The sequence below is a fragment of the Clostridium sartagoforme genome, from assembly GCF_039521405.1.
Lineage (GTDB): Bacteria > Bacillota > Clostridia > Clostridiales > Clostridiaceae > Clostridium > Clostridium sartagoforme.
Genome location: NZ_BAAACH010000026.1, coordinates 1 through 15,165 on the forward strand (window position 1 = coordinate 1; position 15,165 = coordinate 15,165).

Here is a 15,165-nt window from a genome sequence, read left to right on the forward strand (position 1 = left end):
GCCAGGAGACCACATTGACATGAACGTTGAATTAATCACTCAAGTAGCAATGGATGAAGGATTAAGATTCGCTATCAGAGAAGGCGGAAGAACTGTAGGTTCTGGAGTTGTTACTAGTATAATAGAATAATATATACTAAGTAATATATATTATTAATATATATAGGACTGGGTTTCATTACCTAGTCCTTTACAAAGGCTTATATATTGACATAATACATGTTTTATGATAATGTGTTTAGGTAATTAACGAATTAATTAACATAAGTAATAAGGTTTTATATTATTTACGGTAAACTGGAGGTGCAGACTGTGAGAGTAAAGATAACTTTAGCATGCACAGAGTGTAAGCAAAGAAATTACAATTCAATGAAAAATAAGAAAAACAACCCAGACAGATTAGAAATGCATAAATACTGCAAGTTCTGTAAAAAACATACACTTCATAAAGAAACTAAGTAATTAGCTGATATAGTGATGACATATACTCACAAAGATTAAGGATGTGAAGTAATGGCTGTTAAGGAAAATGTAAATTTAACTAAAAGTTCACCTAACAGAGGTGGCATATTAAAGTTTTTTAGAGAGGTTAAGGCAGAAGTTAAAAGAATAACTTGGCCTTCTAAAAATGACACTAAAAAAGCGTTAATTGCAGTTGGCGTAGTCGTACTAATATATATAATATTAGTAGGCGGGTTAGATTATATTTTTCAAAACCTCTTTGAATTCATTTTAAAATTTAAGTAAGGAGGTTTAGGTGTTAGTCGCCTATAAGAAAATATGAGCGAAAGAGCAAGATGGTATGTTGTACACACATACTCAGGCTACGAAAACAAGGTTAAAGCAAATCTTGAAAAAACCATTGAAAATAGAAATCTTCAAAACTTACTTCAAGACATCCAAGTGCCTATGGAAGAAGTTGTAGAAGAAAAAGATGGGAAACAAAAGATTTCTCTTAAGAAAAAGTTCCCTGGATATGTGTTAGTAAAAATGCTAATGACAGATGAGTCATGGTATGTGGTTAGAAATACTAGGGGTGTAACAGGTTTTGTTGGCCCAGCTTCTAAACCAGTTCCACTTACTGATGAAGAGGTTGAATCTATGGGAGTTCAAGAAAGTCCTGTAGAAATTGATTTAGAAGTAGGGGAAAGCGTAAGAGTTATCTCTGGACCATTAAGAGAGTTTATAGCAATAATTCAAGAGATAAACTTAGAGAAACGCAAAATAAAAGCATTAATTGATATGTTTGGCAGAGAAACTCTAGCCGAATTAGAATTTACACAAGTTGAAAAATTAGTTTAATATAAGCTAATGTTTTAATAAAGTGGGAGGACTAAGGTCCGTATTACCACAGTATAGGAGGAATAATACATGGCTAAGAAAGTAACAGGAATGATTAAACTTCAACTTCCTGCAGGTAAGGCAACACCAGCACCACCAGTAGGACCAGCATTAGGTCAACACGGTGTTAACATTATGGGATTCTGTAAGGAGTTCAATGCAAAAACTGCTAATCAAGCTGGATTAATAATACCAGTTGTTATAACAGTTTACCAAGATAGATCTTTTAGTTTTATACTAAAAACTCCACCGGCAGCAGTTCTTATAAAGAAGGAATTAGGAATCGAAAGTGGTTCAGGAGTTCCAAACAGAACTAAGGTTGGAAAATTAACAAAAGAACAAGTAAGAAAGATTGCTGAATTAAAGATGCCTGACTTAAATGCGGCTACTATCGAAACTGCTATGAGCATGATCGAAGGTACTGCAAGAAGTATGGGAGTAACTATTGAAGAGTAATTCGTAATAAAGTGGGAGGTAAAAACCGCTAATACCACAAAGGAGGCAAATTATGGGAAAGAATTATATTGAAAGTGCAAAATTAATTGATAAGAGTGCGTTATACACTCCAGTAGAAGCTTTAGATTTAGCAATAAAAACTGCTAAAGCAAAATTTGATGAAACTATAGAGTTACATGTTAGATTAGGGGTTGACCCAAGACATGCAGATCAACAAGTAAGAGGAGCTGTTGTTCTTCCAAATGGAACAGGTAGAACTGTAAGAGTTTTAGTGTTCGCAAAGGGAGATAAGGCTAAAGAAGCTCAAGAAGCTGGAGCAGACTTCGTAGGAGCAGAAGAATTAGTTCAAAAGATTCAAAGCGAAAACTGGTTTGAATATGATGTAGTAGTAGCTACACCAGATATGATGGGTGTTGTTGGTAGAATTGGTAGAGTTTTAGGACCTAAAGGATTAATGCCAAACCCAAAATCAGGAACAGTTACATTTGATGTTGCAAAAGCAATTGCTGAAATAAAAGCTGGTAAAGTTGAATATAGAGTAGATAAAACTGCTATAGTTCACTGCCCAATTGGAAAGAAATCATTTGGAGTAGAAAAACTACAAGAAAACTTCCATGCTTTAATGGATGCTTTAGTAAAAGCTAAGCCAGCAGCTGCTAAGGGACAATACGTTAAATCAGTATCTGTTTCAAGCACTATGGGTCCTGGAGCAAAGGTTAACCCAACAAAAGTTTTAGATTAGTATTGACATACAAAAAAATATGTAATACAATGTTACATGTTGTTAAAGAAAATACTGATTCCAAAGACAGTAGGTGCCGAAAGGTTTAAAATAATTGCCTACCGAGGAACACCAAGGTAAGTAATTATTTGGTCTTCCTATGTCTATGGGAAGGCCTTTCTTAATATAAATTTGCAGTTAAAAACTGTGAGGAGGTGGACACACAGTAATGAACAAGAATAGACAAATTAAAGAAGCTAAAGTTGCTGAGATTAAAGAAAAATTAGAAAAGTCTCAATCTATCGTTTTAGCAGACTATCAAGGTTTAACAGTTGAAGAAGATACAACTTTAAGAAAAACTTTAAGAGAAGCTGGTGTTGAATATAAGGTTTATAAAAATAACCTTGTAGCATTAGCTGCTAAAGAATTAGGAGTAGAAGGTCTTGATGCATATTTAGAAGGACCAGTTTCTATAGCATTTGGATATGAAGATGCTACTGCTCCAGCAAGAGTGTTACACACATTTGCTAAAGATCACAAGAAATTAGAATTAAAAGCTGGTATGGTAGAAGGAACTTTATATAATAAAGCTGAAATAGAACAAATTGCTACAATACCATCAAAAGAAGTTCTTATCGCAAAACTTCTTGGAAGCTTCAAGGCTCCATTATCAAATGTTGCATATTTATTAAATGCAATTAAAGAAAAAAAAGAATCAGAATCAGCTGAATAATAACTGATAAAAATTTGGAGGTGCAATTAAAATGACAAGAGAAGATATAATTCAAGCTATAAAAGAAATGACTGTTTTAGAATTAAACGAGCTAGTTAAAGCTTGTGAAGAAGAATTTGGTGTAAGTGCCGCTGCTCCAGTAGCAGTAGCAGGAGCTGTTGCAGGTGCTGCAGCTGCAGAAGAAAAGACTGAGTTTGATGTAGTTCTAGCTAGCGCTGGATCACAAAAAATCAAAGTTATCAAAGTAGTTAGAGAATTAACTGGATTAGGATTAAAAGAAGCTAAGGAAATAGTTGATGGAGCTCCTAAGACATTAAAAGAAGGCGTATCAAAGGAAGAAGCAGAAGATATGAAAGCTAAATTAGCTGAAGTTGGAGCTGAAGTAGAAGTTAAGTAATTAACTTTTAAATTGAAAAGGTGCTGTTAAAGGCACCTTTTTAATTGCCTAAATGAAACTATATAAAATATCAAAGTCCTGGGATACTTTATATAGTTTTATATAAAAAACACTTGAAAAATGGTAAATGCATAGATTAACATAAGTTATGTAATAAAATAATTGACATTAAAAGAATATTATGATAGTATCATTAAATGTACTATTCAATATGGGTAGGTATATACTCATATGAAAAAAATGTATAATCGAACAAAAGATGGTTATACTAATAAGTGATGCTGTCCGAAAGCATAAGTCCTTAGGGAAAGTGTGCTTTTGGTTATTTTAGTTTTATACAAGGGGTGAAAATTCATGGTACATCCTGTCCAAGTCGGAAAAAGAACTAGAATGAGTTTTGGTAAAGTTAAAGATGTAACTGAAATGCCAAATCTTATTGAGGTACAATTAGATTCATATCAGTGGTTTTTAGATGAAGGTCTTCATGAAGTTTTTGAAGACATTAATCCAATCACAAACTTTACTGGAAATCTTGTTCTTGAGTTTGTTGATTACAAGCTTGATATGGATAATATTAAGTATTCAGTGGAGGAGTGTAAAGAGAGAGATTCAACTTATGCTGCACCACTAAAAGTTTCTGTAAGATTACAAAATAATGAAACTGGAGAAATTAAAGAACAAGAAGTATTTATGGGTGACTTCCCGTTAATGACTGAACAAGGTACTTTCATCATAAATGGTGCTGAAAGAGTTATTGTAAGTCAATTAGTAAGGTCGCCAGGTGTTTATTACAATTTTAATGTTGATAAAACTGGTAAAAAGTTATATTCATCAACAGTTATTCCAAATAGGGGAGCATGGTTAGAGTATGAGACTGACTCTAATGATATTATCTATGTAAGAATAGATAAAACAAGAAAACTTCCAATATCGATTTTAGCAAGAGCTATGGGATTCGGAAGTGATCAAGAGCTTTTAGACTATTTTGGAGAAGACGAAAGATTTAAAGCTACAATAGAAAAAGATAATACTAAAACTAAAGAAGAAGCTTTACTAGAGATATATAAAAGATTAAGACCAGGTGAACCACCAACGGTTGATAGTGCTATATCTCTTATAGATTCACTATTTTTTGATGCTAAAAGATATGATTTATCAAGAGTTGGTAGATATAAGTTTAACAAAAAATTAGCATTAAATTTAAGATTAATCAATCAAATAGCTGCTACTGACATAGTTAATCCTCAAACAGGAGAAATTATGATAGAGCAAGGTAAAAAAATTAGTAGATCGTTAGCAGAAGAAATTCAAAATGTTGGTATTAACTCAGTTGATATATTAGTTGAAGATAGAGTGGTTAGAGTAATTGGTAACCATTTTGTTGACATTAAAAAATTTATATCATTTGATATAGAAGATTTAAATATCAGAGAATTTGTTCACTATCCAACACTAAAAGAAATATTAGACAATTATGATGATGAAGAGACTATAAAAGAAGAAATTAAGAAAAACTTAAATAGACTTATTCCTAAACATATAATAAAAGATGATATATTTGCAACAATAAGCTATGAATTAGGATTACCATATACTATAGGTTATGTTGATGATATAGATCATTTAGGAAATAGAAGATTAAGGTCTGTGGGTGAATTGTTACAAAATCAATTTAGAATCGGTTTATCAAGAATGGAAAGAGTAGTTAAAGAAAGAATGACTATTCAAGACCAAGAAGCTATAACACCTCAAATGTTAATTAACATAAGACCTGTTGCAGCTGCAATTAAAGAATTCTTCGGTAGTTCTCAATTATCACAATTCATGGATCAAACAAATCCTTTATCAGAATTAACTCATAAGAGAAGATTATCTGCTTTAGGACCAGGAGGTCTTTCAAGAGAAAGAGCTGGTTTTGAAGTTAGAGACGTTCACCATTCACACTATGGTAGAATGTGTCCTATAGAAACTCCAGAAGGACCAAATATAGGGCTTATAAACTCGTTAGCAACATATGCTAAGGTTAATGAATATGGATTTATAGAAACTCCATATAGAGTTGTTGATAAAGAAAAAGGTATAGTAACAGATGAAATTAGATATTTTACAGCAGATGAAGAAGATCAATATCTAGTAGCACAAGCTAAAGAACCTATCGGAGAAGATAGAAAGTTTGTTGATAGTAGAGTAACTGTTAGAATCTTAAATGAAATTCTAGTTGTAAATGCAGAAGAAGTTGATTTAATTGATGTATCACCAAGACAAATAGTATCAGTGGCAACAGCTATGATACCTTTCCTTGAAAATGATGATGCCTCAAGAGCACTTATGGGATCAAACATGCAACGTCAAGCTGTTCCATTATTAAAACCTCAAGCTCCAGTAGTTGGTACTGGAATAGAATTTAAAGCAGCTGTAGACTCTGGGGTTCTTCCAAAGGCTAGAAATGCGGGTAAGGTAGTTTACGTAAGTTCTAGTGAAATAAGAATTAAGAGAGATGTAGATGGTGGAGTAGATACTTATAAACTTCTTAAGTTTAAAAGAAGTAACCAAGGTACATGTATAAACCAAAGACCTTTAGTAGATAAAGGTGAAATAGTGTTTAAAAATCAAGTTTTAGCTGATGGACCATCAACTGATTTAGGAGAAATAGCATTAGGTAAAAACATCAGAATGGGATTCATAACTTGGGAAGGTTATAACTATGAAGATGCTATGCTTATTTCAGAGGAGTTAGTTAGAGAAGATGTATTTACTTCAATCCATATAGAAGAATATGAATGTGAAGCTAGAGATACAAAATTAGGACCAGAAGAAATAACTAGAGATATTCCTAATGTAAGCGAAGATGCATTAAAAGATATAGATGATAGAGGAATTATAAGAATTGGTGCTGAAGTTAGATCAGGAGACATTCTTGTTGGAAAAGTAACACCAAAGGGAGAAACTGAATTAACTGCAGAAGAAAGATTATTAAGAGCTATATTTGGAGAAAAGGCTAGAGAAGTAAGAGATACTTCACTAAGAGTTCCTCATGGAGAGGCTGGAATTATAGTCGATGTTAAAGTATTTACTAGAGAAAACGGAGACGAATTAAATCCAGGAGTAAATGAACTAGTTAGATGCTATATAGCTCAAAAAAGAAAAATATCTGTTGGGGATAAGATGGCAGGACGTCATGGTAACAAAGGGGTTATCTCAAGAGTGTTACCAGAAGAAGATATGCCATTCTTACCAGATGGTAGACCACTACAAATATGTTTAAATCCATTAGGGGTTCCATCACGTATGAATATAGGTCAGGTATTAGAAGTTCACTTAGGATGGGCAGCAAGTCAATTAGGATGGCACATAGCTACTCCTGTATTTGATGGAGCTACAGAAAAAGATATAGAAGAATGCTTAGCAAAAGCAGGATATAACGCAAATGGTAAAACTGTTTTATATGATGGTAGAACAGGAGAAGCTTTTGATAATGAAGTAACTGTTGGTATAATGTATATATTAAAACTAGCTCACTTAGTTGATGATAAGATACATGCTAGATCTACAGGACCATATTCACTAGTAACTCAACAACCTCTTGGTGGTAAAGCACAATTTGGTGGCCAAAGATTTGGAGAAATGGAAGTTTGGGCTTTAGAAGCATATGGAGCAGCTCATACACTACAAGAAATATTAACTGTTAAATCAGATGATGTTGTAGGTAGAGTTAAAACTTATGAGGCTATTGTTAAAGGTGAAAACATACCGGAACCTGGAGTTCCAGAATCATTTAAGGTTCTAATTAAAGAACTTCAAGCTTTATGTTTAGATGTAAAAGTATTAAATGATGAGAATCAAGAAGTTAAGCTTAAAGAGTTTGCAGAAGAAGATATGGAAGATTTAGAAGTTAACATTGAAGGAACAGAAGATGTTATTTCTGATGATGTAAATGTAGATGATAGTTATACAATATCAGAGGAAGAAGTTGAAGAAGAGGTTGAGTTTGATAACTTTTCATTAGACGGATTCCATGAAGAAGATCTAGAACTTGATGATTTTGTAAATGATGAACACTAAATTTGAAGGGAGGATATACCCTTGTTTGAATTGAATAATTTTGATGCTATACAAATAGGTTTAGCTTCACCTGATCAAATAAGAGAATGGTCAAGAGGAGAAGTTAAAAAACCAGAAACTATAAATTATAGAACATTAAAACCAGAAAGAGACGGTCTATTTTGTGAAAGAATATTTGGACCTATAAAAGACTGGGAATGCCATTGTGGTAAATATAAAAGAGTTAGATATAAGGGCATAGTTTGTGACAGATGTGGAGTTGAAGTAACTAAGGCAAAGGTAAGAAGAGAAAGAATGGGGCATATTGAACTTGCTGCCCCAGTTTCTCACATTTGGTACTTTAAGGGTATTCCATCAAGAATGGGATTACTTTTAGACATGTCACCAAGAGCTTTAGAAAAAATACTATATTTTGCTTCATATGTAGTAATAGATCCTAAAGAAACAACGCTATTAAAGAAACAGTTGTTAAATGAAAAAGAATATAGAGAAGCTGTTGATAAGTATGGTGAAGAAAGCTTTGTAGCTGGAATGGGAGCAGAAGCTGTTCAAGGATTACTTAAAGAAATTGACTTAGAAGGTCAATCAAGAGATCTTAAAGAAGAATTAAAAACAAGTACTGGTCAAAAAAGAGTTAGAATAATAAGAAGATTAGAAGTGGTTGAATCTTTTAGAAAATCAGGAAATGATCCAAGATGGATGGTTATAAATGTCATTCCTGTTATTCCTCCGGATTTAAGACCGATGGTTCAATTAGATGGTGGAAGATTTGCAACTTCAGATTTAAATGATCTATACAGAAGAGTTATTAACAGAAATAACAGATTAAAGAAATTATTAGACTTAGGTGCTCCGGATATCATTGTTAGAAATGAAAAAAGAATGCTTCAAGAAGCGGTGGATGCACTTATAGATAATGGTAGAAGAGGTAGACCTGTAACAGGACCTGGAAACAGACCACTTAAATCATTATCAGATATGTTAAAAGGTAAGCAAGGTAGATTTAGACAAAACTTACTTGGTAAGAGAGTTGACTACTCTGGTAGATCAGTTATAGTTGTTGGCCCAGAGTTAAAAATGTACCAATGTGGACTTCCAAAAGAAATGGCTTTAGAATTATTTAAACCATTTGTAATGAAGAAATTAGTTGAAGATGGAGTAGCACATAATATAAAGAGTGCGAAAAGAATGGTTGAAAGAGTAAATAATCAAGTATGGGATGTACTTGAAGAAGTTATTACTGATCATCCAGTTTTATTAAACCGTGCCCCTACTCTACATAGACTTGGAATTCAAGCGTTCCAACCAATTTTAGTAGAAGGTAGAGCAATAAAACTACATCCACTTGTATGTACAGCATATAATGCTGACTTCGATGGAGACCAAATGGCTGTTCACGTTCCATTATCAGTTGAAGCACAAGCTGAAGCAAGATTCTTAATGCTTGCAGCAGGAAATATTATGAAACCTTCAGACGGTAAGCCAGTTTGCGTACCTACACAAGATATGGTACTAGGATCATATTATCTAACTATGGATAAAGATGGTGCTAAAGGTGAAGGAAAAGTATTCTCTTCGAAAGATGAAGCTATTATGGCTTATGAAGTAGGAGAAATAGATATTCATGCAGCAATACAAGTAAGAATGTTTAAAGAAATAGCTGGAGAAAAGAAGTCAGGTATAATAAAGACTACAGTTGGGAAAATAATCTTTAATGAGTCAATTCCTCAAAATTTAGGATTTGTAAATAGAGATTTAAAAGAAGAAGAATTTAATTTAGAAGTAGATTTCTTAATAACTAAAAAGTCTTTAGGAAAAATTATAGATAGATGTTATACAGTACATGGTCCAACTAACACATCAATAATGCTTGATAAGATCAAAGCTTTAGGTTATCATTATTCATCAATAGGAGCTATAACAGTAGCTGCATCTGATATGATAGTACCAGATGCAAAGTATGTATTACTTAAAGAAGCTGATGAAACAGTTGATAAGATAGAGAAGATGTATAAAAGAGGATTCATATCAGAAGAAGAAAGATATGAAAGAGTTATTGAGAAATGGACTAAAACAACAGAAGATGTTGCCGATGCACTTATGGAAAGTTTGGATAAATTCAATCCAATATTCATGATGGCAGACTCAGGAGCCAGAGGATCTAAATCTCAAATTAAGCAATTAGCTGGTATGAGAGGGCTTATGGCGAGTCCAACTGGTAAGATTATAGAATTACCTATTAGAGCATCATTTAGAGAAGGACTTGAAGTTTTAGAATATTTCATATCTACTCATGGAGCTAGAAAAGGTAATGCAGATACAGCTCTTAAAACTGCAGACTCTGGATATTTAACAAGAAGACTTGTTGACGTATCACAAGACGTTATTGTAAGAGAAATTGATTGTGGAACAACAGAAGGTATATATGTTTCAGAAATAAAAGAAGGAAATGAAGCTATCGAAGGATTAGCTGAAAGACTTTATGGTAGATACACAGCAGAGCCTATAATTAATCCAACAACAGGAGAGGTTATGGTAGAAGCTGATCAATATATGGAACTAGATGTTGCAGAAAAAGTTGCAGCTTCAGGAGTTAAGAAAGTTAAAATTAGATCTGTATTTACATGTAAGTGTAAGGTAGGAGTATGTTCTAAATGCTATGGAATGAACATGGCAACAGCTCAAAAGATAAATATAGGTGAAGCTGTTGGTATTATAGCAGCACAATCAATTGGAGAACCAGGAACTCAACTTACAATGAGAACATTCCATACAGGGGGAGTTGTTGGAGCCGATATTACACAAGGTCTTCCTAGAGTTGAAGAGTTATTTGAAGCTAGAAAACCTAAAGGTTTAGCTATAGTAAGTGAAATAACAGGTACAGTTAGAATTGAAGAAACTAAAAAGAAGAGAACTGTGTTTGTAGTGTCAAACGATGGAGAAGAACGTAGCTATGAAATACCATTTGGTTCAAGATTAAAGGTATCAAATGATGAGTTTATTGAAGCAGGAGATGAAATCACTGAAGGTTCAGTAAATCCTCATGATATAGCAGCAATTAAAGGTATTGATGGAGCTAGAAAATATCTATTATCTGAAGTTCAAAAAGTTTATAGACTTCAAGGTGTTGATATAAATGATAAACATTTAGAAGTTGTAGTTAGACAAATGACTAGAAAGATTAAGGTATTGGATTCAGGAGATACTGATCTATTACCAGGAACTATGATAGATATGTTTGATTTTGCAGAAGAAAATGCAAGAGTGAGAGAATTTGGTGGAGAAGAAGCTAAAGGAGAGCAAGCGTTGTTAGGTATTACCAAAGCTGCTTTAGCAACAGATAGTTTCCTATCAGCAGCATCATTCCAAGAAACCACAAGAGTTCTTACAGAAGCGGCAATTAAAGGAAAGATAGATCCTTTAGTTGGGTTGAAGGAAAATGTAATTATTGGTAAGTTAATACCAGCAGGTACAGGAATGATGAAATATAGAAACGTGAAGCTAGATGTTGACGATGTTTTAGTTGAAAATGAAGCAATAGAATCAATTGAATAATACAATGCAATTTTATTGACATGTGTATGCTTAAATGATAAAATACGAATTGTGTGATTTTAAAGCTACACTACAATATAATTGTCTACATGAATTCATGGAGGCAAAGTCATGAGCTGCGCCTCTATGAACTTTTATATAGGGAGTGATTTCATGATAGATAGAATTGTAGGTAATAAAGTAATTGGTATAAAGCAATGTACTAAGACCATTAAAAATGGAAATGGTTATGTTTTATATGTAGCTAAGGATGCAGACAAAAACTTAACAAAAGATTTAATTGAATTAGCAATTAAAGAAAATGTTAAAATTGTTTTTATAAATACAATGAAAGAATTAGGTAAAATGTGTGAAATAGATGTTAGTGCATCTTCAGTACTAGTTTTAGATTAATTCATTAATAAGCTTTTATCTTAAATATTAGATATATAGATAAAAAAATTTCAGGAGGTGAAAAAATGCCAACTATTAGCCAATTAGTAAGAAAAGGCAGAAAAACTGTTATCAACAAGTCAACAGCACCAGCACTTAACGAGTGTCCACAAAGAAGAGGGGTTTGTACAGTTGTTAAAACAACTACTCCTAAGAAGCCTAACTCAGCTTTAAGAAAAATAGCAAGAGTAAGACTTACAAATGGATTCGAAGTTACTGCATACATTGGTGGTGTAGGACACAACTTACAAGAGCACAGCGTTGTTCTTATAAGAGGTGGTAGAGTTAAGGACCTTCCTGGTGTTAGATACCATATCGTAAGAGGAGCACTAGACTGTGCTGGAGTAGCTAACAGAATGCAAGGAAGATCAAAGTACGGTGCTAAAAAGCCGAAGGCAAAGAAGTAGTTTAAAGTAAACTACAGTAGTGCTTGTCTTCAGCATTTACATAGATTTATAAATTAAGTTTATATAGATGAAGAAGTAAAGCACTTTACGGCAATGTAATAATTGCAGAGTACCAATGAACTTAAATTTATTATGTTAAGGAGGGAAGAAAAGTGCCAAGAAAAGGACATATCGCAAAAAGAGATGTATTACCAGATCCAATGTACAACTCAAAGGTTGTTACAAAGTTAATAAACAATGTAATGGAAGATGGTAAAAAAGGAGTAGCTCAAAAAATATGCTACGACGCGTTTGAAATAATGGCGCAAAAAACAGGCAAAGATGCTTTAGAATTATTTGAAGAAGCTATGAACAATGTAATGCCTTTATTAGAAGTTAAAGCTAGAAGAATAGGTGGTGCTAACTACCAAGTTCCAATAGAAGTTAGACCAGAAAGAAGACAGACTTTAGGTCTAAGATGGCTTCTAGATGCTTCAAGAAAAAGAGGCGAAAAGGTGATGGCTGAAAGATTAGCTGGAGAATTAATGGATGCAGCTAATAATACTGGCGCAGCTGTAAAGAAGAGAGAAGATACTCATAAGATGGCTGAAGCAAACAAAGCATTTGCTCATTACAGATACTAATATACAAAACTGTTTTGGCTTTTGCTAAAACAGTTTTGTCGAATTTAAAATTACTCGTTGAGAGGAGGAAATACAAATGGCTAGAAAATATCCTTTAGAAAAATTCCGTAACTTTGGAATAATGGCTCATATAGATGCAGGAAAAACTACAACTACTGAGCGTATATTATTTTATACAGGAAGAAGTCACAAGATTGGAGAAGTTCATGAAGGAGCAGCTACAATGGACTGGATGGTTCAAGAACAAGAAAGAGGTATAACAATTACTTCTGCTGCAACAACATGTGCTTGGAAGGGTCATGAATTAAATATTATAGATACTCCAGGTCACGTAGATTTCACAGTTGAAGTTGAAAGATCATTAAGAGTACTTGATGGAGCTGTTACAGTTCTAGATGCAAAAAGTGGGGTTGAACCACAAACTGAAACTGTTTGGAGACAGGCAGATAAATACGGTGTTCCAAGAATGATATATGTTAATAAGATGGATGCTACAGGAGCAGATTTCTTTAGATGTATAAACACTGTAAGAGATAGATTAAAAGCTAACGCAGTTCCAATACAAATTCCGGTTGGTTCAGAAGATCAATTTAAGGGAATGGTAGACTTAATAACTAACAAGGCAATTATGTTCTACGATGATTTAGGAAAAGATGTTAGAATAGAAGAAATTCCAGCTGATCTAGCAGATCAAGCAGAAGAATATAGAATGGCTCTACTTGAAGCAGTAGCAGAAACTAATGAAGAATTAATGGAAAAATATCTTGAAGGTGAAGAATTAACAGAAGAAGAAATAATGGTAGGACTAAGAAAAGCTACTATAGCTAATGAAATAGTTCCATGTATTTGTGGATCATCATATAAAAATAAGGGTGTTCAACAAATGATTGATGGAGTTGTTGCGTTCTTACCATCACCTTTAGATATACCAGCTGTTAAAGGAACAACATTAGAAGGTGAAGAAGCTACTAGAGAAGCATCAGATGAAGCACCAATGTCAGCTTTAGCATTTAAAATAGCAACAGATCCATTTGTTGGAAAACTTGCATTTACAAGAATTTATTCAGGTGTTATGCAAAGTGGAACATATGTGTTAAATTCAACAAAGGGTAAAAAAGAAAGAATAGGAAGACTTGTTAAGATGCATGCTAACTCAAGAGAAGAAGTTGAAGCATTAGAAGCAGGTGAATTAGGAGCTGTTATAGGATTAAAGAATACTACAACAGGAGATACTCTTTGTTTAGAAAATGATCCAATAATACTAGAATCTATGGAATTCCCAGAACCAGTTATATCTGTAGCTATAGAGCCAAAGACAAAAGCTGGTCAAGAAAAGATGGGCTTAGCACTAGCTAAGTTAGCTGAAGAAGATCCTACATTCAAGACTCATACTGATCAAGAAACTGGTCAAACAATTATTGCAGGTATGGGAGAACTTCACTTAGAAATTATAGTTGATAGATTAACTAGAGAATTTAAAGTTGAGTGTAATGTTGGAGCACCTCAAGTTGCATATAAGGAAACAATTAGAACAGCTGTTAAAGCAGAAGCTAAATATGCTAAGCAATCTGGTGGTAAGGGACAATACGGTCATTGTGTGATCGAAATGGAACCTACTGAAGGAGAATACGTATTTGAAAATGCTATAGTAGGAGGAGCTGTTCCAAGAGAATATATTCCTGCAATAGATAATGGTATTCAAGAAGCTGCTAAGAGTGGGGTTGTAGCTGGTTATGAAACTATAAACTTTAAGGTTAAATTAGTTCACGGTTCATACCACGAAGTTGACTCATCTGAAATGGCATTTAAAATTGCTGGTTCTATGGCATTTAAGAATGCAATGGCAAAAGCAGATCCAGTTTTACTTGAGCCAATGGAAAAGGTTGAAGTTACAGTACCAGAAGAATACATGGGAGATGTAATGGGAGATCTTAACTCAAGAAGAGGAAGAATTGAAGGAATGGAAGCTATAAACGGAGCTCAAATAATAAGAGCTATGGTTCCACTTTCAGAAATGTTTGGATATGCAACTACTTTAAGATCAAGAACTCAAGGTAGAGGTACTTATTCAATGGTATTCGATCACTTCGAAGAAGTTCCAAAGAGTGTTCAAGAAAAAATTAAAAGTGAAAGAAATTAATTCACTTTAGTTATAAAATTTAGTAATGTTGCTCATAATTTAGTTATGAGTAGCATTACATAATATGAATTTTTATTATTATAAATTTAAGAGTGAAAATTTATATAGACCTAGAAAATTAAAGATAAATTAGATATAATAACTAAGAAGGTTAATATAATTAATTTCCATAAAGGAGGATTTTACAATGGCAAAGCAAAAATTCGAAAGAAGCAAACCACACGTAAACATTGGAACAATCGGTCACGTTGACCACGGTAAGACAACTTTAACTGCTGCAATCACAACAGTTTTAGCA

At 33.3% G+C, this 15,165-nt stretch carries 15 protein-coding genes and 1 other annotated feature; all 15 genes read left to right on the top strand.

Annotated elements, in window-relative coordinates:
* The coding region (locus tag ABDZ60_RS11375) for an EF-Tu C-terminal domain-related protein (protein WP_486187734.1) at positions 1-130 on the top strand (130 nt) is incomplete at its 5' end.
* A 182-nt stretch (positions 131-312) separates the two neighbouring features.
* On the top strand, positions 313-462 hold the full coding sequence (rpmG, locus tag ABDZ60_RS11380; RefSeq protein ID WP_008681213.1) for a 50S ribosomal protein L33: 150 nt from the start codon (positions 313-315) through the stop codon (positions 460-462).
* A gap of 51 nt (positions 463-513) precedes the next feature.
* Positions 514-747, top strand: a complete 234-nt coding sequence (secE, locus tag ABDZ60_RS11385) for a preprotein translocase subunit SecE (RefSeq protein WP_016205911.1) — start codon at positions 514-516, stop codon at positions 745-747.
* Positions 748-780: 33 nt separating this feature from the next.
* Complete coding sequence (gene nusG, locus ABDZ60_RS11390; protein ID WP_016205910.1) at positions 781-1,302, top strand: transcription termination/antitermination protein NusG; 522 nt, start codon at positions 781-783, stop codon at positions 1,300-1,302.
* A 69-nt stretch (positions 1,303-1,371) separates the two neighbouring features.
* Positions 1,372-1,797, top strand: a complete 426-nt coding sequence (gene rplK / locus ABDZ60_RS11395) for a 50S ribosomal protein L11 (RefSeq protein ID WP_016205909.1) — start codon at positions 1,372-1,374, stop codon at positions 1,795-1,797.
* A gap of 52 nt (positions 1,798-1,849) precedes the next feature.
* Positions 1,850-2,539, top strand: coding sequence for a 50S ribosomal protein L1 (gene rplA / locus ABDZ60_RS11400; RefSeq protein WP_046999984.1), 690 nt, complete (start codon positions 1,850-1,852; stop codon positions 2,537-2,539).
* A 42-nt stretch (positions 2,540-2,581) separates the two neighbouring features.
* Positions 2,582-2,710, top strand: a sequence feature (ribosomal protein L10 leader region).
* A 37-nt stretch (positions 2,711-2,747) separates the two neighbouring features.
* Positions 2,748-3,251, top strand: coding sequence for a 50S ribosomal protein L10 (gene rplJ / locus ABDZ60_RS11405; protein WP_016205907.1), 504 nt, complete (start codon positions 2,748-2,750; stop codon positions 3,249-3,251).
* Positions 3,252-3,282: 31 nt separating this feature from the next.
* Entirely contained in the window at positions 3,283-3,648 is a 366-nt protein-coding gene (gene rplL, locus ABDZ60_RS11410) for a 50S ribosomal protein L7/L12 (protein WP_016205906.1), read from the top strand.
* Between the two features lie 354 nt (positions 3,649-4,002).
* Positions 4,003-7,710: a DNA-directed RNA polymerase subunit beta gene (gene rpoB, locus ABDZ60_RS11415; RefSeq protein WP_016205905.1), complete on the top strand. Its 3,708-nt coding sequence runs from the start codon at positions 4,003-4,005 to the stop codon at positions 7,708-7,710.
* A 21-nt stretch (positions 7,711-7,731) separates the two neighbouring features.
* Positions 7,732-11,265: a DNA-directed RNA polymerase subunit beta' gene (rpoC, locus tag ABDZ60_RS11420; RefSeq protein WP_046999985.1), complete on the top strand. Its 3,534-nt coding sequence runs from the start codon at positions 7,732-7,734 to the stop codon at positions 11,263-11,265.
* Positions 11,266-11,418: 153 nt separating this feature from the next.
* Positions 11,419-11,658, top strand: a complete 240-nt coding sequence (locus ABDZ60_RS11425) for a ribosomal L7Ae/L30e/S12e/Gadd45 family protein (protein ID WP_040436427.1) — start codon at positions 11,419-11,421, stop codon at positions 11,656-11,658.
* A 65-nt stretch (positions 11,659-11,723) separates the two neighbouring features.
* The gene (rpsL, locus tag ABDZ60_RS11430; RefSeq protein ID WP_008681201.1) at positions 11,724-12,104 is read left to right on the top strand and encodes a 30S ribosomal protein S12; all 381 of its coding nucleotides are present in this window, start codon (positions 11,724-11,726) and stop codon (positions 12,102-12,104) included.
* Positions 12,105-12,256: 152 nt separating this feature from the next.
* Positions 12,257-12,727 (top strand): 30S ribosomal protein S7, encoded by a 471-nt coding sequence (gene rpsG, locus ABDZ60_RS11435; RefSeq protein ID WP_016205902.1) that lies wholly within the window; start codon positions 12,257-12,259, stop codon positions 12,725-12,727.
* 76 nt (positions 12,728-12,803) lie between these two features.
* Complete coding sequence (gene fusA, locus ABDZ60_RS11440; RefSeq protein ID WP_046999986.1) at positions 12,804-14,867, top strand: elongation factor G; 2,064 nt, start codon at positions 12,804-12,806, stop codon at positions 14,865-14,867.
* Between the two features lie 187 nt (positions 14,868-15,054).
* Positions 15,055-15,165: GTP-binding protein (locus ABDZ60_RS11445; RefSeq protein WP_141669547.1), on the top strand; the 111-nt coding region annotated here is incomplete at its 3' end.

Coding starts and splice junctions, on each gene's coding strand:
- rplJ (WP_016205907.1), top strand. CDS start 2,748: ATGAACAAGAATAGACAAATTAAAGAAGCTAAAGTTGCTGAGATTAAA.
- fusA (WP_046999986.1), top strand. CDS start 12,804: ATGGCTAGAAAATATCCTTTAGAAAAATTCCGTAACTTTGGAATAATG.
- rplA (WP_046999984.1), top strand. CDS start 1,850: ATGGGAAAGAATTATATTGAAAGTGCAAAATTAATTGATAAGAGTGCG.
- rplL (WP_016205906.1), top strand. CDS start 3,283: ATGACAAGAGAAGATATAATTCAAGCTATAAAAGAAATGACTGTTTTA.
- nusG (WP_016205910.1), top strand. CDS start 781: ATGAGCGAAAGAGCAAGATGGTATGTTGTACACACATACTCAGGCTAC.
- secE (WP_016205911.1), top strand. CDS start 514: ATGGCTGTTAAGGAAAATGTAAATTTAACTAAAAGTTCACCTAACAGA.
- ABDZ60_RS11425 (WP_040436427.1), top strand. CDS start 11,419: ATGATAGATAGAATTGTAGGTAATAAAGTAATTGGTATAAAGCAATGT.
- rpoB (WP_016205905.1), top strand. CDS start 4,003: ATGGTACATCCTGTCCAAGTCGGAAAAAGAACTAGAATGAGTTTTGGT.
- rpsL (WP_008681201.1), top strand. CDS start 11,724: ATGCCAACTATTAGCCAATTAGTAAGAAAAGGCAGAAAAACTGTTATC.
- rplK (WP_016205909.1), top strand. CDS start 1,372: ATGGCTAAGAAAGTAACAGGAATGATTAAACTTCAACTTCCTGCAGGT.